At 45.1% G+C, this 21408-nt stretch carries 22 protein-coding genes and 1 tRNA gene; 8 read left to right on the forward strand and 15 right to left on the reverse strand.

Translation table 11 applies throughout. From position 1 onward, the window contains the following. Position 1: 1 nt before the first annotated feature. The 3 genes from ACYVD3_RS05595 (at position 2) to ACYVD3_RS05605 (ending at position 3979) form a co-directional block, all read left to right on the forward strand. Positions 2–874: a carbohydrate ABC transporter permease gene (locus tag ACYVD3_RS05595; RefSeq protein ID WP_460641526.1), complete on the forward strand. Its 873-nt coding sequence runs from the start codon at positions 2–4 to the stop codon at positions 872–874. Continuing rightward, positions 874–1695: a carbohydrate ABC transporter permease gene (locus ACYVD3_RS05600; protein ID WP_460641527.1), complete on the forward strand. Its 822-nt coding sequence runs from the start codon at positions 874–876 to the stop codon at positions 1693–1695. The genes ACYVD3_RS05595 and ACYVD3_RS05600 overlap by 1 nt, the downstream gene beginning before the upstream one ends. A 94-nt stretch (positions 1696–1789) precedes the next feature. Further along, on the forward strand, positions 1790–3979 hold the full coding sequence (locus ACYVD3_RS05605) for an alpha-galactosidase (RefSeq protein ID WP_460641528.1): 2190 nt from the start codon (positions 1790–1792) through the stop codon (positions 3977–3979). 255 nt (positions 3980–4234) lie between these two features. Here the strand turns inward: ACYVD3_RS05605 and ACYVD3_RS05610 are convergent, their stop codons facing one another. The 14 genes from ACYVD3_RS05610 to ACYVD3_RS05675 all read right to left on the reverse strand — a co-directional run bounded on the left by ACYVD3_RS05610 (position 4235) and on the right by ACYVD3_RS05675 (position 16442). Further along, positions 4235–5020, reverse strand: coding sequence for a hypothetical protein (locus tag ACYVD3_RS05610; RefSeq protein ID WP_460641529.1), 786 nt, complete (start codon positions 5018–5020; stop codon positions 4235–4237). Beyond that, positions 5013–5630, reverse strand: a complete 618-nt coding sequence (locus tag ACYVD3_RS05615; RefSeq protein WP_460641530.1) for an RNA polymerase sigma factor — start codon at positions 5628–5630, stop codon at positions 5013–5015. Before ACYVD3_RS05615 ends, ACYVD3_RS05610 begins: the two co-directional genes overlap by 8 nt. Before the next feature lie 205 nt (positions 5631–5835). Beyond that, positions 5836–6456, reverse strand: coding sequence for a V-type ATP synthase subunit D (locus ACYVD3_RS05620; RefSeq protein WP_460641531.1), 621 nt, complete (start codon positions 6454–6456; stop codon positions 5836–5838). 11 nt (positions 6457–6467) lie between these two features. Beyond that, positions 6468–7871 carry a V-type ATP synthase subunit B gene (locus ACYVD3_RS05625; protein WP_460641532.1) on the reverse strand — a complete coding sequence of 468 codons (1404 nt, stop codon included), beginning with the start codon at positions 7869–7871 and terminating at the stop codon, positions 6468–6470. Between the two features lie 14 nt (positions 7872–7885). Continuing rightward, a complete protein-coding gene (locus ACYVD3_RS05630) occupies positions 7886–9652 on the reverse strand; it encodes a V-type ATP synthase subunit A (RefSeq protein WP_460641533.1) in 1767 nt (588 codons plus the stop codon). After that, on the reverse strand, positions 9645–10247 hold the full coding sequence (locus ACYVD3_RS05635) for a V-type ATP synthase subunit E (RefSeq protein ID WP_460641534.1): 603 nt from the start codon (positions 10245–10247) through the stop codon (positions 9645–9647). The genes ACYVD3_RS05630 and ACYVD3_RS05635 overlap by 8 nt, the downstream gene beginning before the upstream one ends. 16 nt (positions 10248–10263) lie before the next feature. Then, positions 10264–10572, reverse strand: a complete 309-nt coding sequence (locus tag ACYVD3_RS05640; RefSeq protein ID WP_460641535.1) for a V-type ATP synthase subunit F — start codon at positions 10570–10572, stop codon at positions 10264–10266. 3 nt (positions 10573–10575) lie between these two features. Next, entirely contained in the window at positions 10576–11004 is a 429-nt protein-coding gene (locus tag ACYVD3_RS05645; RefSeq protein WP_460641536.1) for an ATP synthase subunit C, read from the reverse strand. A gap of 22 nt (positions 11005–11026) precedes the next feature. Then, the gene (locus ACYVD3_RS05650; protein WP_460641537.1) at positions 11027–12955 is read right to left on the reverse strand and encodes a V-type ATP synthase subunit I; all 1929 of its coding nucleotides are present in this window, start codon (positions 12953–12955) and stop codon (positions 11027–11029) included. Between the two features lie 16 nt (positions 12956–12971). Next, complete coding sequence (locus ACYVD3_RS05655; RefSeq protein WP_460641538.1) at positions 12972–14018, reverse strand: V0D/AC39 family V-type ATPase subunit; 1047 nt, start codon at positions 14016–14018, stop codon at positions 12972–12974. Positions 14019–14022: 4 nt separating this feature from the next. Then, positions 14023–14334, reverse strand: coding sequence for an ATPase (locus tag ACYVD3_RS05660; protein ID WP_460641539.1), 312 nt, complete (start codon positions 14332–14334; stop codon positions 14023–14025). A gap of 230 nt (positions 14335–14564) precedes the next feature. After that, a complete protein-coding gene (locus ACYVD3_RS05665; RefSeq protein WP_460641540.1) occupies positions 14565–15692 on the reverse strand; it encodes a DUF4145 domain-containing protein in 1128 nt (375 codons plus the stop codon). Positions 15693–15867: 175 nt separating this feature from the next. Then, positions 15868–16224, reverse strand: coding sequence for a tyrosine-type recombinase/integrase (locus ACYVD3_RS05670; RefSeq protein WP_460641549.1), 357 nt, complete (start codon positions 16222–16224; stop codon positions 15868–15870). Continuing rightward, positions 16197–16442: an N-terminal phage integrase SAM-like domain-containing protein gene (locus tag ACYVD3_RS05675; protein WP_460641541.1), complete on the reverse strand. Its 246-nt coding sequence runs from the start codon at positions 16440–16442 to the stop codon at positions 16197–16199. Before ACYVD3_RS05675 ends, ACYVD3_RS05670 begins: the two co-directional genes overlap by 28 nt. 51 nt (positions 16443–16493) lie before the next feature. Here ACYVD3_RS05675 and ACYVD3_RS05680 point away from each other — a divergent pair, with 51 nt between their 5' ends. Both ACYVD3_RS05680 and ACYVD3_RS05685 read left to right on the forward strand, forming a co-directional pair. Next, positions 16494–16685, forward strand: coding sequence for a hypothetical protein (locus ACYVD3_RS05680; RefSeq protein WP_460641542.1), 192 nt, complete (start codon positions 16494–16496; stop codon positions 16683–16685). 17 nt (positions 16686–16702) lie between these two features. After that, positions 16703–17122, forward strand: a complete 420-nt coding sequence (locus ACYVD3_RS05685; protein WP_460641543.1) for a phage holin family protein — start codon at positions 16703–16705, stop codon at positions 17120–17122. A 712-nt stretch (positions 17123–17834) separates the two neighbouring features. On the opposite strand, the gene ACYVD3_RS05690 is transcribed toward ACYVD3_RS05685, so the two are convergent. Next, positions 17835–18707, reverse strand: coding sequence for a substrate-binding domain-containing protein (locus tag ACYVD3_RS05690; RefSeq protein ID WP_460641544.1), 873 nt, complete (start codon positions 18705–18707; stop codon positions 17835–17837). A 1078-nt stretch (positions 18708–19785) separates the two neighbouring features. On the opposite strand from ACYVD3_RS05690, the gene trmB reads away from it, so the two are divergent. The 3 genes from trmB (at position 19786) to ACYVD3_RS05705 (ending at position 20850) form a co-directional block, all read left to right on the forward strand. Then, positions 19786–20424, forward strand: a complete 639-nt coding sequence (trmB, locus tag ACYVD3_RS05695) for a tRNA (guanosine(46)-N7)-methyltransferase TrmB (RefSeq protein WP_460641545.1) — start codon at positions 19786–19788, stop codon at positions 20422–20424. Between the two features lie 87 nt (positions 20425–20511). Continuing rightward, the gene (locus ACYVD3_RS05700; protein ID WP_460641546.1) at positions 20512–20664 is read left to right on the forward strand and encodes a hypothetical protein; all 153 of its coding nucleotides are present in this window, start codon (positions 20512–20514) and stop codon (positions 20662–20664) included. Between the two features lie 113 nt (positions 20665–20777). Further along, positions 20778–20850: transfer RNA gene (locus tag ACYVD3_RS05705), tRNA-Lys, on the forward strand. Positions 20851–21408: the final 558 nt, after the last annotated feature.

The raw sequence follows: 21408 nt of genomic DNA on the forward strand, positions 1-21408 counted from the left end.
CATGAAGATTCAAAAAAAATCAGCGATCAATCTGTTTTATATTCCGGCAGTGATACTGTTTCTGGTTTTTGTAATTTATCCTTTTGTCCAAGGTATCCGGCTGTCCTTTACCAACTGGAATGGATATTCCCAGACCATGAAATATGTTGGGATTAAGAATTATACCAGATTGTTTCAGGACGCAAATGTGAAGACAGCACTGGTCAATACACTTATTTACGGTGTTATGAGCACCATGATCCAAAACATACTGGGTCTTGGTTATGCATTATTTTTAAATACAAAATTTAAGGGACGTTCCCTTGTCAGAACGATTATCTATATGCCGGTTATGATTGCTCCGCTGATTATGGGTTACATCATGTATTTCTTCTTTCAGTATGACGGAGGTGCGGTCAATGATATTCTGACCGCCCTTCACATGGAGCCGGTGGATTTACTGGTCCATTCAGGAACAGCCATCTGGATCATCGTTTTAGTGAATTCCCTGCAGTTTGTGGGCGTGGCCATGGTCATTTACCTGGCAGGCCTTCAGAATGTTCCCAACATGTATTATGAGGCAGCCATGATCGACGGGGCGACCTTCTGGGAACGTTTTAAACACATTACCATTCCCCTGCTGATGCCGGCCATTTCTTCCTCTACCATTTTAAACCTGATCGGAGGATTAAAGCTCTTTGACCTGGTTATGGCGCTGACTAGCGGCGGACCGGGATTTGGCACTCATTCCCTGTCCACTCTGGTTACCAACCAGTATTTTTCCGCCCAGTCCGCAGGATATGCTTCTGCAATCGGCATTTTTTCATTCCTGCTGATTATGATCATCAGCAATGTGGTCATGGGGTATTTTGACAAGAAGGAGGTGGATGCGTAATGAAAGGATCAAGAGTTTCCAATGCCTGGAAGTACATTCTGGCTCTCATCATCATTGCAGTCCACTTTGTGCCCATTTATATGGTGGTCGCCATTGCGTTTAAATCCCCCTATGACCGTTCCTCCAGGTGGGTTTTTCCGGGATATTTTTACTTAAAAAACATTTATACCGCACTGGAACGGGGAGGGATGCTCCTGGCCCTTAAAAATACGGTGATCATCAGCGGCATGGCAATTCTGTTCATTGTGGTGGTCGGTGCTATGGCGGCTTATCCCCTTGCGAGAAATAAGAGCAGGCTTAATAATCTGGTGAAAGGGTTTATTATGGGTGTCATGATGATCCCCCCCTTAAGTATTTTGGTTCCTCTGTATTCCTTTATGGCAAAAATTCAGGGAATCAATTCCTACTGGGGCATGATCGTGACCCTGATCACCTTCCAGCTTCCTACCAGCATCTTTTTGTTTTCCAGCTTTATTACCAGCATTCCGGTTGCCCTTGAGGAAGCGGCCGCAATTGACGGCTGCGGGCCGTTCCAGACATTTTTCCGGATTATCATGCCCCAGCTGAAGCCGGTAACAGCTTCTGTTATCATCATCACAGGCGTGAACTGCTGGAACAATTACCAGTTTGCCCTATACTTACTCCAGGCCCCCAGGATCAAAACCATTACCCTGGCCATTGCAGGCTTCTTTTCTGCAGACTCGGCCAATGTCAACGGTGCGGCAGCAGCAGCCTTTATCGGAATTCTTCCCATGGTTGTGGTATTTCTGTTTTTACAGAAGTACTTTATCCAGGGCATGGTGGACAGCGCAATCAAGTAATTGGAAAATAATTAAATAAGATTCAAACAGGAAAGCGGGAATCGGATAAGACTTCCGCTTTCTTTCTAAAATTTTTGAAAGATTGAGGTTTGTTATGAGTGTAAAATATATTGAGGATAAAAAGGTATTCTTGCTGAACACGAAACATACAAGCTACCAGTTCCGGCTGGCTGAGTTTGGATTTTTAGAGCACTTATACTATGGAAGAAGAATTTCCGATGCAGTGGATTATCTCCCAGTGAGAATCCGTCATGGGTTCGAAGCTAATCCCTATGAGTCGGAAAAGGACAGGACCATCTGCTTGGATGTGCTGGAACAGGAATATCCTGGGTTTGGAGTTTCAGACTTCCGGGTTTCCGCAGTCAGCGTGATCAACGGGGATGGATCCAACTGCATTGACTTAAGGTATGTGTCCCATAAGGTGATTGATGGAAAATACAGCTTGCATGGAATGCCGTCTTTGCGGGAAAATGGCGGTGCATGGCAGACCCTGGAGGTTTTGATGAGAGACCCTTACACCCAGGTGGAGGTGACTCTTGTTTACGGCGTGCTGGAGGAGTATGACATCATCACAAGATGTGCCAGGATACAGAATCCAGGGGAACAGACCGTGTTTGTCAATGCAGCCCATTCCACCTGCATTTCTTTCCCAACGGATCAGATGGATATGATCAGCTTCTATGGAAGCTGGGGCCATGAGCGGTGTGCAGAGAGAACTCCTGTGAGACACGGGAAGATCACAGTGGACAGCGCCAGAGGCATTTCCAGCCATTATCAGAACCCTTCGGCCATTCTGTGCAGCCCGGATGCAACAGAGGATGGGGGGGACTGTTACGGGGTTGCCCTGGTTTACAGCGGAAACTTTGCAATCACAACAGAGGTAAACGATTTTAAGCAGACCAGGCTGGTGGCAGGGGTGAACCCGGAGACGCTATACTGGGAGCTTATAAAGGGCAGTGTATTTGAAACACCGGAAGCAGTCATGACCTATAGTTCCCAGGGCCTTTCCAAAATGAGCCACAATTTCCACCGGGCAGTGAAGCATCATCTGATTCCCGGTCAGTTTATCAATGAGAGGTGTCCGGTTCTCATTAATAACTGGGAGGCGACCATGATTGATTTTGACGAGGAAATGCTGGTGAACATTGCCGGAAAGGCAAAGGAACTGGGGGTTGAGATGTTTGTCATGGATGACGGCTGGTTTGGAAGAAGGACCGATGAATACAGAGGCCTTGGAGACTGGCAGTGTAACTTAAGTAAGCTGCCCAGTGGAATAGCGGGATTTTCTGAAAAAATTCAGGATATGGGGTTAAAGTTCGGTATCTGGATCGAGCCGGAAATGGTCAATGAGGATTCCAGGCTTTATGAGGAACACCCTGACTGGTGTATCCGGATTCCGGGAAGAAAGCCAACCCGGCAAAGGTATCAGCTAATTCTGGATTTCAGCAGGGATGAAGTAGTGGAGGCTGTTTTTCATCAGCTTTATGAGGAATTTAAGGATGCCCGGATCGATTACATCAAGTGGGATATGAACCGAAGCATGACGGACCGTTTTTCTTCGGCCCTTCCGGCCCACAGGCAGGGAGAGGTCTGCCATAAGTATGTGCTGGGCCTTTATAAGCTGATGGAAAAGATGACAAAGGCGTTTCCAAATGTGCGGTTTGAAGGCTGCAGTGGAGGTGGCGGAAGGTTTGATATGGGGGTTTTATACTACATGCCCCAGATCTGGTGCTCTGATGATACGGATGCGGTGGAACGGATTCACATTCAGTACGGAACTTCCATGATCTATCCTCCCTTTGCCATGGGAGCTCATGTTTCTGAGTGCCCCAACCAGCAGACAGGTAGAACGGTTTCCATTGATACGAGAGCTGCCCTTGCCTATTTTGGGACCTTTGGGTATGAGCTGGACTTAAATGAAATATCAGAGGAAGAGCAGGATGCGGTCCGCAGGCAGGTCAAATACTATAAGGAACACGGGCTGGTGTCCGCTCACGGAGACTATTACCGGCTGACCAACCCGGAAAGGGAGCGGGAGTATGGGGCGTTTATGTCTGTTTCCCATGATAAAAAGGCGGCAGTGGTAGGGTATGTACAGCGGGTTTCCGGAGCGAATAAGGGAATCATTTACTTAAGGCTTAGGGGACTTGAGGAGCAGATGGTGTATGAAATTCTGGAGCTTGGCATAAAGCTTTCCGGGGCAGCGCTGATGTATGCGGGACTGCCCATGCCGGTGATCAAGGCGGACAATGAAGCCAGAATATTTACCCTGCAGGCGCAGTGAGAAAAGTGCCTGTCCGGTTATAAAAATTTATAGAGAAATATGGAAAGAAAGGATCGGAAACGGGAAACACATCAGATGTTGTTCCCGTCTCCGATCCTTATAGGTTATAAGAGCCGCCCATGAAACCTGCTCCTAAATTCCATTCTTATTCCTCTTAAATACTTTAGGCCTGGTAAATGCTTCCATATCTCTTTCTTCCAGTGAATTAGTGATGTTCTTTGTCAGTTTCTTCACTTTTATAAATTGGTAACGGGCTTACTCTGCGTCTATGACTTCCTTCGCCATGCCGATTAAATCCTCACAGCTTAAGTCATCAAAGGAGTTGAGGGAATACTCCATACCGTTTTCACTCCAGCCTGCGTGACGGTATACCTTGCGCTCTTCTTCGCTGCTTCCGTAGCTGATCATCAGCTTCCCTTCTTCTTCCAGCTTTAAGTCTTCCTCAGACGGTTTTGCATCCGGCGGTAAAAACAGATAGTTATCTTCATAGGCCTCTAAAGTGATACCCTGATAAACTTCCTGTTTTTTTGCATCGGAAAAATCCTCAGGAATCATGTCCTGGTGCTGGTAGATGTTAAGTGATACACAGTTATTATCCCCATAACTGGCATAGAGTTCCGGGTAGGTGATCAATGGATTCTGGTTTTCATCCCTTCCTTCCACGTTTGTTATGATGCCTTCGTTAAAAGTAAGGCCGTTGGAAAAAGAATCCACCAGCTTTGGAGCTGTTCCCATCTGGATTTTGGCTGACTGGATCAGCTCATCCTTTGAATGAACCATGTCGTTATGGGATACAGAGCTCATCAGGCTTGTAATTTTACCTCCTGCTATTGCCGTAACAGTTCCCATTACCGTTATGGCACACATTGCAGCCAAAGCTGCCACCATTCTCTTTTTATTAAACTTCATAATTCCACTCCTCATTTCTATTTTTTTATGAATTTCCCTAAGACAACGATCCTCTGCCTGCTCATCCGGTGTTACCTGATCCAACCCGGTCTTTATGAATTGCTTTAATTTGTCATCCCTAAAGTTATCCATGGCAAACACCCCTTTCCATTTCTGTTCTTTCAGTACCGTCAGTCTTCAATAAATCCTTCAGCAGTTTTCGTGCCTTATGCAGGCGGGATTTTACCGTCCCTTCCATGGCTCCTGTAATATGGGCGATCTCTCTGGTGGTCAATTCATTATAATAATACAGCAGAACTACGGTACGGTATTTTATATCCAGATGGCTGAGGGCTGCCTGGATTTCTTTTGCTGCCTCTGCCTCTAAAACAGATTCCAATGGTCCGTCCCCTTTCTTATCTTCCCGGATGTGCTCTCCGCTCTTTTTTTCCTCCTCATTTTCCAGAATACCTTCGTAAGAGATCTCAGCCCTCCCTTTTTTCTTTCGTTCAAGCCGCCAGGCTGTTCGGACCAGAATCTGGTAAAGCCACGGCTCAAACCGTTCTGTTTGTTTCAGTTTTGACTTGTAAAGATAGCATTTAACAAATGTTTCCTGTAAAATGTCCTCACTGTCACTTCGGTTACCGGTAATAAAATACGCCATACGGTACAGCTTTCCGGAATAGGAACGGTATAGTTCGTCAAATGCTGCTTCGCTGCCATTTATCATGCTTTCTACCAAAGCCCTGTTTCCTTCCTTCATGACCTGTTTCCTTTCCTTTTTTAGATGCATCTGATAATAAGAGCCATTGAAGAGCCATTTGGTTCATTTTTCATACTTTTATTTTAAAAAATATAAAAACAAAGGATCAGAGGCGGGAAACTAATAGCTGCTGTTCCCGTCTCCGATCCTTATGGTTTTAAGGCTTCTGATTTCAAATATGTTGCACGGTCCCTGGAACTGGCCGTTAAATTCCATTCTTATTCCTCTTGATCACCTTAAGCCTGGTAAACTCTTCCCTATCTTTTTCTTCCAGAGAATTGGTAATATTCTTTGTCAGTGTCTCATACCTGGGAATCGTAATATTCTTTAAAGCATTGGCCCGCTTCTGGGTCCTCTTAATGCTGTTTGCCAGACGGTAGGCGGAGTTCTCCACCATGGAAAGCTTTACCGTCAGCTTCTTCACCTTTTCAAACTGGAAACGGGCTTCATCTAAGGATTCCCTGGTATTGTAATAGGCATAAGTCAGGTTTAAAGGCATTTCATCATGTTCTACCAGGGGGATCTCTGTTCCCATAATGCTCCTGGTTTTGATGCGCACCGAATTGTCCACAGGGACTGCCAGGGCAATGTCCTGCACATAGTTGATTCCCAGCTCAATGTTGGCCTTTTGCAGGGCCTTGTAGGCGGAAGTAAAGGTGACATCGATTTCCGACTGGATGCCCTTTGCCTCATCGATCAGGCTCATCAGCTCCTTGATGAGGATGTTCCGTTTTTTATCCATCAGCTCATAGCCCTGTCTGGCCAATGTCAGAGAGCTTTTTGCAAGGATCAAATTCCCCTTGGTGGGAAATGTATTGGGATTCATGAATATCCCTCCTATTCTGACCGTCCGTCAAGGGTGGCTGGCTTGTAATACTGGTCTAAGACCTTGGTGTCGATGCGGTCCAGCTCGGCTCTTGGAAGAAGCCCTAAAAGCTCCCAGCCAATGGTAAGGGTTTCAATGATGTTCCGGTTGGCGTGGTTTCCCTGTCCCACAAACCGGTTTTCAAATTCTTTTCCGAACACCAGAAATTTTTTGTCAATAGGGGACAGCTCATCTTCCCCGATGACCGATGCCAGAGCTCTGGCATCCCCTACCTTTGCGTAGCAGGAGAAAAGCTGGTTTGCCAGGCCCTGATGGTCAGCCCTTGTAAAGCCTTCTCCGATGCCATCCTTCATCAGACGGCTTAAGGAAGGAAGGACGTTAATAGGCGGGTAGACCGACTGTCCGTACAAGCTGCGGTCCAGAACGATCTGACCTTCCGTGATATATCCCGTAAGGTCCGGGATAGGGTGGGTGATGTCATCGTTTGGCATGGTCAGGATGGGGATCTGGGTCACGGAGCCATGCCGGCCCTTTACGATGCCGGCCCGTTCATAAAGGGAGGCCAGTTCGCTGTATAAATAACCGGGATAGCCCTTTCTGGAAGGGATCTCCCCCTTTGAGGAGGAAACCTCACGGAGAGCCTCTGCATAGGCGGTCATATCGGTCAAAATGACCAGTATATGCATCCCCTTTTCAAAAGCCAGGTATTCTGCCAGAGTCAGGGCCACCTTGGGCGTGATCAGACGTTCCACCACAGGATCGTTTGCCAGGTTAATGAACATGGCTACATGGTCGGAAACCCCGCTTTCCTCAAAGGTGCGGCGGAAGAAGTCGGCCACATCGTATTTGACTCCCATGGCTGCAAATACCACAGCAAATTTTTCACTGGAAAGGGCGTCATCCCCCAGAGAGGCCTGCTGCACGATCTGGGCAGCCAGTTCATCATGGGGAAGGCCGTTTCCTGAAAAGATGGGAAGCTTTTGGCCCCGGATCAGGGTCATCAGCCCGTCGATGGCTGAGATCCCTGTACGGATATAATCTCTTGGATATTCCCTGGTAACAGGATTTAAGGGCTTTCCGTTAATGTCCAGGCGGATGTCAGAGTTGATGTCTCCAAGCCCGTCAATGGGCTCTCCGATCCCGTTAAAGGTCCGTCCCAGCATGTCTTCGGACACAGCAAGTTCCATAGGGTGTCCGGTAAGGCGGGTATGGACATTTCTTAAGGCCAGGCCATCAGTCCCTTCAAATACCTGGATGATGGCCTTATCCTCGTAAACCTCAATGATGCGTCCCAGCTTTTTTGTTTTTCTCTCTACGGTCATTTCCACAATTTCGTCGAAAGCAGCATTCTGGACGCCTTCCAAAACGACCAGGGGACCGTTGATCGCACTTAGTCCTAAATATTCAATTGCCATAGCCTGCCTCCTTCTTATGCGTTGCGTTCGATGACGGAATCATAGAAGGCGTCTACCTGCTTTTTGTAGTCATCAAACATATCAAGTCTGTCATTAGATACATCATATTTAATAGAAATGATCTTATCGAAAATCGGATCTTCCTTTAATACGGACATAGGCATTCCCATGGAAACCAGGGAACGGGATTTCTTGTATAAATAAAGAATCAAGTCCATCATCTTAAACTGTTTTTCCATTGGGACGCAGGTATCGTCCTTATGGAATGCGTTCTGCTGTAAAAATCCGATCCGGATCACCTTGGAGATTTCCAGTATAAGCTTCTGGTCATCGGGAAGCATGTCTCCGCCGATGAGCTTTACGATCTCCATAAGGCTGCTTTCCTGGGTCAGGAGAAAGACCAGGCGGTTTCTGTAGTCCACGAATTTCTTATCCACGTTTTCCACGTACCAGGGTGCTAAGTCGGTCAAATATTCGGAATAGCTGCTGAGCCAGTGGATGGCCGGGAAATGGCGTTCGTTTGCTAAGTTCCGGTCCAGGCCCCAGAAGCAGCGCACAAAACGCTTGGTGTTCTGGGTTACCGGCTCGGAGAAGTCACCTCCCTGAGGGGATACGGCTCCGATAATGGTGACTGAACCTTCGGTTCCGTTCATGTTCTGCATGATTCCGGCCCTTTCATAGAAGGCCGATAGGCGGGAAGCTAAATAAGCCGGGAAGCCTTCCTCCGCAGGCATTTCTTCCAGACGTCCGGACAGCTCCCTTAAGGCCTCGGCCCAGCGGGAGGTGGAGTCAGCCATGATCGCCACATGATATCCCATGTCCCGGTAGTATTCCGCCAGGGTAAGGCCGGAGTAGAGGCTGGCTTCACGGGCGGCTACAGGCATGTTGGAGGTATTGGCGATGAGTGTGGTCCGGTCCATCAGGGGATTTCCGGAGCGGGGGTCAATGAGTTCAGAGAATTCCTCAAGCACCTGGGTCATCTCGTTGCCCCGTTCCCCGCAGCCGATATAAATGATGATATCCGCATCAGACCACTTGGCGATCTGGTGCTGGGTCATGGTTTTACCTGTGCCAAAGCCGCCGGGGATACAGGCGGTGCCTCCCTTTGCAAGAGGGAACAGGGTATCAATGATCCTCTGCCCGGTAATAAGGGGTTTCCCGGCCGGGTATCTCTTTAATATGGGCCTTGGAACTCGGATGGGCCATTTCTGGGTCATGGTGACCTTTGTTTCAGAGCCGTCGGTCAACTGCAGGGTAAGCAGGGGATCAGAAATGGTATAGGAACCATCTTCAACTACGTCAAGGACATAACCTTCCATATCAGGAGGGATCATAACCTTATGGACAATGGCAGGAGTTTCAGGAACCTCTGCAATGATGGTTCCTGGGAACAGGTGATCCCCTTTTTTTACGGTTATGTGGGTCTTCCAGAGCTTTGTGCCGTCAAGGGAGTCCACATGAATACCCCGGTCAATGTATGGGCCTCCGGTCTTTGCTATTTCACTTAAAGGGCGTTCAATTCCATCAAAGATGTTATTTAAAATACCGGGAGCCAGTGTGACGGATACAGGAAAGCCAGAGGATGTGACCGTTTCTCCCGGCTTTAAGCCGCTGGTTTCCTCGTATACCTGGACAATGGTGCGGCGGTCAGTAAGGCCTATGATCTCACCGACTAAGTGGTCTTTGCCCACGTAGACCATTTCATTCATTCGGAATCCGGAATCGCCCTTTAAATAGATAACAGGGCCGTTGATGCCGGAAATGGTGCCTGTATTAATCATTGTCAGTACCTCCCATCAGATCCTTTACATCAAAGCGGAAGTCCCGCTTTGCTTCCGCCAGTTTGGTTTGAAAGGAATTGTCGATTAAAATATGCCTGGAAGGGATGACAGCCCGGGTTCCTCCCAGAAAGGAGTATTCGCTCACCCGGATATCAGAGCCGCCTATAATTGACAGTTCATTGATCTTTTCTTCATCTGCAGGATCAATGTAAATGGTAATAAATTCTTTTCCTGCCAGAGCCTTGGCTTCTTTTATCTGCTTTTCCAAAAGCTTTGTATATTCGGCCGATTCCATAAATCTAGCCAGTTTGTCCCGAAGCTCTGAAAACAGCTTATCCTTCAGCTCATCCTGCTTTTTTCCAAAGACCCGCTTCATGCCGATCTGTTCCAGAGAAAGCTTTTTATTGATCTCACGTTCGATCCGTTCACTTTCCAAAGCCACCTGCTGGGCGGCCCGGCTTTTGGCATCTTCCTGATGCTCCGAAAAGGTCTGCTCTAAGGCTGCCGTATATTCATCAAGCATCTTTGCACTGCGGGTTCTGGCATCTTCCATGCAAAATTCCAGGAAATGCTGCAATTTTTCCTCAGTTGTCAAGATGACCACCTCTTTCTTATAGTTTTAATCCGATGGCTTCATTCACGTAATCCGTGATAAAGTTCGGCTTGCGGCCGGTGCCATGGCGGTCGGGGATCTCTACGATCAATGGGAGCTTACGGTTCAGCTTCACATCATTGATGATATCCGGAAACTCTTTTCCGAATTTCTCCGTCAGGAGAATGACCCCGATTTCCTTGTCGGCCAGTACTTTATCCAGTTCGCGTTTCAGTTCCGCCTTTTCATGAACGACAGCGCCCTCCACCCCGGCTAATCTCATGCCGGTCCAGGTATCCACGTTGTCGCTGATCAAATACATTTTCATTGGTTACAGTTTTCCTAAGATCATGAAAGAAATGATCAGACCATACAGGCACACACCTTCGGCAAGCCCTACGAAGATCAGTGATTTACCAAGTATGGAGCCATCCTCGCTGATGGCGCCAAGGGCGGCGCTGGCAGCCGCGGAAACGGCAATGCCTCCGCCGATGCAGGCAAGCCCTGTGGAAAGAGCGGCAGCCAGGTATCCCATTCCTGCGATGCTTCCAGTGGCTGCGGCTGCTTCGGCAGCAGAAGCCTGGCCGTTAAACATGAATGAGCTGGAAACGATCAGGGTTCCGAAAAATAAAAGTGCGTTGATTCCAAGTGCGGTTTTATAGCGGCCCTTTGTTTTTTCGCCCATGGCAAAGGCTCCAAAGGGAACTGCGATACTTAAGGTCAATGCGATTGCTAATGTGATTTTTACTAAGGTTGACATAATATTACCTCCGTTTTGGTTTTTAAATTTTCTTTCCGTATGGTTTAAATGCGCGGCCGGTTCCCCGGTAAAAACGGCTGAATAATTCATAATATTCCAGACGCAGTACCTGGATCCCCACGATCAGGCCTTCCATGCCGCAGACGAATAAGTTGCCGAGAACCACCACCAGCCAGTTGGGAGTTCCTGCTTCTGCGCCGGATAACATGAGCACCACTTCCATCATGGCTGCGTGGCTGATTGCAAAGGCTCCTACACGGACAAAGGAAAGGGTGTTGGAAAAATAGCTTAAAAGTACTTCAAACAGTTCAAAGAAACCCTGGACCACAAACATGCCCTTTTCCTTTGGCATGATCTGGGCTTTCCGTTCCACCAGGTTGGTGAGGGGTTCCTTAAAGAACATGACGGCCAAGGGGATGCCAAACATGATCACAAGAAGTATGGCAGCGGGAATGGAGTTTCCGGTCATGTAAAGGACGATGGTGAGGACCAGGCTTGCATAAAATACTAGTCCTGCCATGCCGTTTGTGTCAAAGAGGGTCCTTTCCGGGTCATGAAAGCGGATGCTGTTTATGATGTTAAGAACCATGGTCATCAGGATGATTCCCATACCAATGGAAACCGCTACGATAAATACGGTATTCAGCTTCCCGATAAAGGGCAGGTTGGTCATGTGTTCCATAGGACGGAGCCAGACGGCCTGGATGATATCTTCAAACCCGAAGAAGCTGCCGAACAGGAACCCGAATATAGTTGAAAAAAAGCCGCAGCAGGATATAATGGCCGCCAGATTTATCTTTTTCAGCCGGTAAAGGAGGAATCCCCCAAGCAGAAGGCACATTCCCTGTCCCACATCCCCGAACATAAAGCCAAACAGGAAGGAATAGGTGATGCCGATCAATATGGTGGGGTCGATCTCATTGTATGCCGGCAGGCCATACATCTGTATGAACATCTCAAAGGGCTTAAAAAGTCCCGGATTGTGAAGCTTGGTAGGCGGCTTGCTTATAATGTTGTTATGGTCATCCTCCATGAAGCAGAAGGTTTTTTTATCGCTGGAAATTTCCTTCTGAAAGGCGGCGGCATCCCGGTTGCTCATCCAACCGCAGAGGATGTAAAAAGTGTTTACATTCTGCTTGGTACATGCAGCCAGCTTTCTCACGTTAAAGTTGGTGGAAAAGGTTTCCAGCCTGTTTAATGCCCCTGATAAATTCTCCTGCCTTGCTGCCAGCAGACCGGACATCTGCTTTCGGATGCCGTTAATATCAGCCTGGAGGGTATTTATCTTATCCTCCAGAATATGGATGGCGTCCATGGGCGTACCCTCGTACTCGTCCGGCAAAAAGAAGCGTTCAAAATGCATGGAGGCGTAAATGGCATCGATCTGGTTTGAAATGGTTTCCGGCGCAAAATAAACCAGCCAGACAAACTGGTCATCCTCCCGGCATTTATAAAGAACAGTATCAATGGTATCATATACGTAGCTCTCAAACTTGTTGTAATATTCATGAGAAATGCGCCCAAAACGGAATTTAATGTACTTAAAATGAAGGATGGAGCTTAAATCATAGTTAAGCCCGGTAAATGGAAGGATCCGGTCTAAGGACTGGCGGAAGGAGTTTTGCTCGGTCACAAGGGCTTCTTCCTTTGTTGCAAGCTCTTTTATCTGTTCTCCCACTTCTGCGACGATTCCGGCTGCCTCCTCAATGGAAACATGTTTCCGGCTTTTTGCCTGATTTCCCGGCGGGAGTAATTCTGCCAGTTCTATGGCACGCTGGTATGCGTCTTTGTATGGATTTGTTTCAATATAAGGTCTTAAGTCTTTTACCGTTTTTAATTCCGACAGGGCATTTTCCAAATGGATTTCATATTTGGATAAATAGGTGTCGATGACCCGGTCAATATCCTCCTTGGGTCCGGTGATACTTAAGAATTTCATCTTTTCTATCACGGAAAAGCTACCCCCTTTATTTTTTTACCACATAGGAGATGATTTCATCCGGGCTTACGCGGTACCGGATGCTCTCTATGAGGGTGATAATCTTTTGAATTTCTTCCTCCTTAAAATACAAGTAGGAATTCAGCGCGGCAATGGAGTAGGGATTCTGCCGGCTGGTGGAACGGTATATCTTGTTCAGTATTTCCTGAGTCAACCCCTCTAAGTCCGGCATGTCCGCGGCTTCCAGATCTGCTTTCCGCCCATAAAAGGTGGTTCTTAGAACAGAATAAAACTCTTCCAGTGTAGCTGCCTCCGCCATTTTTGTAATCTGATCCTTATTCAGATGGTAATTGATAGGGATGAGGAGGGAATAAATATCGGCCGGCTGCAAATGGTAATATTTTTTGGAACGGTAAATCCACTGGACGTTGAGCAGATCCAGCTTGCTGCCAAAGCAGCGGGTAAGAAGCTCCTGTTCCTCCCGGGCAAGATATTTGCCCATGACCTTCCAAATGGTCTTAAAGTAAAGAAGGTCTAAATGCACCTCGTAATCAAACAAGGTGGGCCGGTCTGCATCGTCTAAGTGGGACAGAAGGCCATAATATACCGAACCTTCCAGATTTGCGACAAACTCGTGTAAGTCCCCGGAGGAGGACAGCTTCATTAAATCCAGCCGGGAATGCTTCTCAAAAAATTCCTGAAAAACGGAGAGATCGATATCCAGAGGGTTCCGCCCCATGGCATTGCGGAAGCATTTCTTCAGGATATCGATTTCAAAGTGCATAAAATATAAGTCCAGGAATTTACGCTGGGTTAAATTGGCGAACCGGTAGAGCTTGGCAAAATCCTGGTACAAGGAAAGGCTCAGCCGCTGTTCAATAGCTCCCCGGTGAAGGGCCACACCCTCTAAGTTTGCAAACAGCCCCTCATATGCGTTCAGACGCCTTAAATATTCCATTGCATCAGAAACGGTTTCAAGGGCTGCCATTTCGCGAAACTGGCTGTCGGTGATCAGATGGCTCTCCATGGCTCTTACCTTGGTTGTAATGCCGCTGTAGGATAGTAAATCTCCCATAGGATCACTCCTTTATCATAGTATTGAATAGTTCCTCCACATATTGTGTATGATGTTCTTCGTAACGCTGTTCCATGGCTTCAAGGACTCTTTGGGAATCCTTTCGCTGTTTTTCCAGGCGGTCATTCATATTGATTTCCATGTCAGCCTGGAGACTTTCAATTTTTTTATTGGTTTCCCCCTCCAATTGTGAATCAAATGCAGCGGTTCGTTCTTCCATTTCTTTGGCAAAGGCCTTTTTACGCTCATTGGCGTCATTCATAATGGAAGCCGCAGCCGATTCGATTTCGGATATTTTTTCGATCACAGTATCCATACCGTGCCCTCCTTCTCGTAATTGTTTATTGAAAAATAGAATGCTTAATTTATAATGATACTACAATTAAAAAAAAAAGCCATAGTCTGTTAGCGAAAAATGACAATATTAATGAAATTTTATCATAAATATAAGTTACGCCGCAGGAACCGGGCTTATGCATGAACAATAGAAAAAGCGAAGATCAGAGGTGTGTTTCCTCTGGATTCTTCGCTTTTTTAACGCTTTCTTTACTGGCTGGCGGCTGTGGTACTCTCCGCAGCAGTGGTGGATTCCCCTGCTTCCGTTTCTGCCACGCCTTCCGATACGGTCAGGAATTCAGTGGCAACATAAGCCTGGGCTCCTTCAAACATGATGACTGTCCACTTGTCATCATAGGTTTTCACATAGTCCACTACCGTATCGGCAGCAAGGCTTCCAAGCTTGGCTCCGTTGGTGGAAGGCTCAGAACGGACATTCAGTTTGCTCTTAGTGGTGTAAATCTTAGGCGCCTCTGTCTCCGGTTCTGCAGTGGTGGTAGGTGTTTCGGCGCTTGTCATGGCTTCGGTAGTGACCTCAGCAATGGTAGTGGGTACGGTCGGATCTTTTTTCGAGCCTTTTCCCGGGATCAGCTTTACAATGATCAGGACAAGCACCAGAAGGACCAGGAAAATAAGGGCCGGTTTCAGAAGCCCGTATACATCAAAGCCGTTCTTTTTGGTCCGCCGCCTGCTTCTGCTGTGTGAAGCGGGCCTTTGGCCGCTTCTGGAAGCATTCCTCTGGGGCGGTCTTTGTCCGGACCTTTGGCCATCCGGTCTTGTCCCATTGGTTCTTGTTCCGCCGGAATGTTCCTGAGTTCTTACCGGCGCAGTTCTTGCGCCGGTGCTTCTTGTATTCCCTGATCCATGGGATTCATTCCTTAAGGCGCTGCTTCGCGGGGGATTATTCCTGGACGAGGAGGACATGGTCCTCACGTCAGCAGGCCGCTTATTGACGGGAGCGCCCCCCTGGCTTCCTCTATTAACAGAATTAGAGTTTGCAAAGGCATTGACTTCCTGAGACAGAAGCTGAACAGCTTCGTTGGCATCATAAGGGCTGTCATCGCCTTCATGAACTGCTTTGTTTCCCAGCACCCGGATCCTGTGATAGTGGTCTTTGGCAGCCTGGGAAATAAAGCGCCCTTCAAATAACTGGTCTATGCTGTCAGCCAGGTCGCCTTCCACAATCAAAGCCCTCTCTCCAAGATAGTTTACCATATATTCCAGGGTCTGCCGGGCCTTGATCATAGCCATGTTATACTGCTTCTGGCTCATAAGCTTTTCCGTTTCCCTTAGACCCTGCTGGATTCTGATCAAGAAACTGTTGTCTGTAGTTCCCATGTATTTCCTCCTTTGCAAAGACGGTTGTATTCCGATATACAGATATTATACTAGATTATTGTAAATTGCGCACCTGTTATTTTGTCGTTTTTTGATTTGTAAGAGAAAAGTAAAAAATATACAGGGATTCCCTATAAAATAAAGGAATTCCTACATTTAAAAATTACCAGTGATACTACTTTGATACTAAATCCTGTAATTTGTTTGCGACCTCACTGTGTTTATTAGGATATAAATGCCCATAAATATTGTTTACCATATCTACTGAATCCCCTATGCGTTCCGCTATAAGATAAGGAGAAAATCCCATATCTATTAATAGGGAGACATGGCTATGTCGAATGTCGTGTATGCGTATTGGTTTGATTCCTGAAGCTGCGCAGGCATCTTTTAAGCAGATGCTTAGTTTGTACCGGGTAATTTGAAAAAGCCTATCCTCAGGTCCTATCCCATAATTCTTGTCAATATATTCTTTCAGATAATCTGTAAGAAAAGGAGGAATAGTTACAAGTCGGGTACTGCCCGCTGTGATGTTTCTTTCAAATCTGTCTTCATAATTTTGTTTTGCCGCTTCCTAATATCTGCAGGTGTAATTTGATTAATAGGCTTATCCTTGAAGAACGGGACTATGTGGTACATAAATAGATACTGCTTAGGCTTCATTGTGGAAATTTTAAGGCGGTGACCCATATCATCTATATAAATATCATATAATGACTGAAATGTCATTTCAGGCGTTCCTTGCTGCATCTAATTATAGAATTTGATGCTCGCGGACAAACAGGGTACCTGGATATTCATATGCGAAAGAATGATCTTGATGGCACGAAAAAAGAAATAAGTTATGACTTATTTTCCAATGCTGCCCTGATAGATTTACCAGAATTTATGCCAGACTGTAGCCAGGCGACACTTGACCTGATATATGCTTCTGATGAAGAGTTTCCAGACCGGTTATTGATCAACGAGATTAGGTTAACAAATCAAATTTAAGAGTGAGGAAGATGAGAATGAAAAATATATTGTGTACAGTAGCAGGAGTAGTGGGTAGCTTCATAGCATCTTTATTTGGGGGCTGGGATACCGGGATCGGTACCCTGGTCCTTTTTATGGTCATAGATTTCTTTTCGGGACTTATAGTTGCCGGGATCTTTAAAAAGAGTACTAAGACAAAAACGGGAGCCTTAGAGTCAAAAACTGGCTTTAAAGGACTATGCCGCAAAGGAATGACGCTTCTTTTCGTACTGATTGCCTACCGCCTGGATTTGGCCATCGGGACGAATTACATACGGAACGCGGTAATTATCGGTTTCATGGCAAATGAGCTGATCTCCATCGTGGAGAATGCCGGACTCATGGGACTGCCTCTTTCTGCGGTGCTGATTAAAGCCATAGACGTTCTGAAAAAGAAAGCAGAAGTAACTGAATAATCTATTGCGATATCGCAACAAGTTGTGACGTCACAACTTTTCGGGCCTGGGATAATCCTGGTTTTTTTCGATTGGAGTATCAATATGTAGATCAAGAAATTACTTACACCTTATAACTCCAGTAACGGTCAGACAGATCGTATCAAGTATATCGTGATCCATTATGTAGGAGCCCTGGGAGATGCGGAGGCGAGCTGCAAATACTACGCTTCCCAGTACATTGGCGGCCAGGACTTTTACTTTGAACCAAGAGCCGGTCACCCGCTGGAATGTGCATTGTATGTATCAGATCATGATGCTGCATAGGTGATAGGAGGATTCTAAAAATAATAAGGCGGGTATCAGTACATACCCGCCTTTAAATACTTCCCATATTTAATCTGTTGTGGTAATATAGTAATGTAGAGTAGCAGAAAGAATGCCACGCCCACACCCAATCTCTGGAATTATTAGGAAAAAATCGGGCATATTATAAGTACCGACGGAATAAGGAAATAAATGGGCCGGTCAGACAGTTGTGACAAACTGTCTGACCGGTTTTTCTTTATAGATATTCATTTAATCATTCTAGATAAAACAGCATCAACTGGCTGAGTACCAAGTCTCAATTCCAGTACCGCTGCATCCATTTCTTTTTAACATTTCATCACTCATAATATGATTTTTTTCTACAGGTGTCATTATAATTCCCTTATTTCTCAAATATAGTTAATTATGATAATATTCGACTTGGAGTATATATATTAACTACAGTTACTCCAGTATTAATAAATTGTGGACCTGTATCAAATCCTCTTAATGCAGCAACTGCCTGAGCCATACCCAAATAGCCCATTGTAAATGGATTTTGTACCAATACAGCTTTTATAGTATTATCTTTTATCATTTCCTGAATTACCTCTGTGATATCAAATCCAATACCGATAATATTTATATCATTTTCTCTCAAAGCGTACCCCATCCCTAACGTAGTTCCTTCATTCGTTGAAAAAACACCAACAAGATTGGGATTGTCTCTTATATATTTTTCCGTTGCTTGTTTTGCTAACTCTGGGTCACCATTCGTGTATATTGTTTCTAATATTTGATAATTGACAAACGGTTTAAAATAATCGCGAAATCCCCTTTCCCGATTTACAGTCGTTCTGTTTTCAGGAGTTACCCCAATGATTCCTATTGAACCATATGTGACACCAATCTCCTCTAATTCGTAAAACATATTTTCTCCAGCTATATTACCAGCTGTATAATTATCTGTAGCTAAAGTTGTGACTGCTTCTTCAAAGGCCGGTGCATCAACATAAATGATTTTTACACCCTTTGCTTTCGCTTCTTCAACTGCACTTGAAATCGTTAAAGGATTACTCGCCGCTAACATTATTGCATCTGCTCCCGCTACTACGGCATTATTAAATATTTCAATTTGTTTATTTACATCTCTTGTTAAGGGGGCGTCCCATTCATATGTAACACCTAACATAGAAGCCATTTCTCTAGCACCATTGTCCATAACCTTCCAAAATTGATCACTTTTATCCATGGTTATTAAATAAATTTTATAATTCTCATTTACTGTATGGTTCATTTCTACAACATCTCCTATATTAATAATCAATTTTAATGTTGGTCCAATTACATTCACACCTGGTGCTGAAGTTCAGACTTTACAACGAGTGTTTTGATATATCACCGACTTGCATAAAGATTATATACTGTTATTAACATAATTATATGCTGTAACAGTGGAATATTTATCCAGGTAAATAAAATATCTGTAATCTATTCCCGTATTTACAATTCCTGTTAATACTCCTTGTCCCCCAAGCTAAAATTTGGAACACTTCTAATTCTTGAAATAAAATTCGAATCTATAGCAGAAGGTGCTTTAATACTCCTATAACCCGCATAACTTACAGATTTGGAAGAATACACGGATATTCAATTATATGCGAGGGAGTTTCGTGATATTACTTCATTAAATTTTGAAATACAGCGGAACCAGTAACGCTCACTCCGGATCATGACGGGGCGCTACAGTATCCTGGACTGGCAAACCAGTAAATTAAAAAGGCGGGTATCCGGAAACTTCCTGCCCGCCTATACAAACAAATTGTGATACTATTATGATACTAAAAAATGTTATAAACAGTATAAATCATTTATTTTCATGTTAATTATCTTTAGAATTGCTGAAGAAACAGGAATTTACAGCGTGTATAGAATGATAGGCTTCGTAAGAGAAAAGTTATCTGAAAAATAAATTTCACTTCTGACTGCATCTTCTATACTTGGCGATAATTGATGGAAAATCAACCGTCAAAGGTTTTTAGAAAAGGAAAGAAACAAAGTCTCAGACGTAAGAAAAGGAGCAGAAATACCGCAAGAATCGTTATTATCTCCAAAAAGGAGAGGTGCCGGCAGGATTGGAGGAATCCTGCCGGCAATATGAAAAAATTTATCTCAAAGGATATTACCTGTAACAAGTATTAATATACCTGGCGGTTATGTAGAAAAGTTGTGGAAGATGTGAACACTTTGTGAAGGAGAAACGCCGCCAGAAGCGGGAAACAAAAGCAAACTTGCGTTCCCCCTACCATGTATGATACAATCGATCAGGCAATATATGTTTTCATTAAGATGAATTTATTTGGAGGAATTTTAACATGAGGTTACGTCATATATCTGGCTCGGAAGAGGAAATCGCGGGCAGCCCATATGTTGTTCAGAGTCCTTTTGAAAAAAGGGGCTGCTGGAAGGAAGTGTTTGGCAATGAAAATCCCATAGAAATAGAGGTTGGCATGGGGAAGGGCCGTTTTATCATGGAACTGGCAGCTATTCACCCGGAAATCAATTATGTGGGCATTGAGAGGTATCCCAGCGTTCTTTTGCGGGGTCTGCAGAAGCGGGCTCAATTGGAGCTTGATAATATATTCTTTATGTGTGTGGATGCAAAGAATCTGGCTGATATATTTGCTCCAGGGGAGGTTCAGAAGGTGTATTTAAACTTTTCCGATCCATGGCCAAAGGACCGACATGCAAAGCGCAGGCTCACATCAGAGGATTTTATGGCGGTTTATGACCGGATCTTAACACTGGGCGGTACTGTGGAATTTAAAACCGACAATAAAGGCCTTTTTGATTATTCTCTGGAATCTATCCCAAGAGCCAAATGGCAGGTTAAGGAATTTACCTATGATCTTCACCATAGCCAGATGGGAGAGGGGAACGTGATGACAGAGTATGAAGAGAAGTTTTCCTCCAAGGGGAACCCTATTTATAAGATGATAGCAGGCAGAAAATGATATTTTTTAAAAACCGGCATTGGTTTCAATAACCGTGATGCCGGTTTTGCATATAATAAAGCAAAAGCAGATGCGGGAGCGGCAGCTATGGGAATGAAAGACAAGGTCACAGGCAAGCTTCTACAGGCTACCAGTGATAAGACGGAATTAAATAAGAAAATGCTGACCTGGAACAAATCTTTTGTAGAAGTTAACAAAACCCTGGGTGGAAATGTACAAAAAAATAAGAAAAATAAATAAAATCAAAAAAGGTGTAAATTATTTGTAAAAAAAGTGTTGACTTTTGTTAAATACGGTTATATAATTACACACGTGCTCAAGACGAGAGCACAGCGATAGAAAACGAAAGACAAGCGCCTTTAGCTCAGTTGGTAGAGCAGTAGACTCTTAATCTATTTGTCCGGGGTTCGAGCCCCCGAAGGCGCATCAAAAGTTCCGGTTTTGCAGACAGAGAGCTGCGGGGTTGGGGCTTTTATTTTGCCCCAAATACTTTATAAAAATTTTTCCGCGCGGAGCAGGAGCCGGGTGGAAATGGTAATCAAAGAAAAGCAGACAGTAGAAACCAATACGTAACCGCCGAAAGATAACGACAACGTTCCATTTACACTACCAGTTAATCATGACCGCCCAAAGGGCACCTGGTCATAGGTTTGCCATGATGATTTTTAAGTTTTAAACAAATTCCGCTAGCATTCTTTAACATTCTACAATATAATAAATATGCTGTTGAAACCTTCCAGCGGAAGGGAGGTGTAAACTTGCAATACTTAATCAACTTAATAGTTTCGGTTACGGCGAATGTAATTAGCTACTACATACGCAAATGGTTAAGCCGAGACGAGAACAACAGTTAGCCAAAAAGAACCCCTAGAGACGGCCATCTCTAGGGGTTCACTTTTTAGGTGTAAACTTGCACCTAATCAACTTTAGCTACTATTATCATATACTTTTCACAGTAAAATGTCAAGGCTAATGCTCGAACGA

The sequence above is a fragment of the Lacrimispora brassicae genome (genome assembly GCF_054772055.1).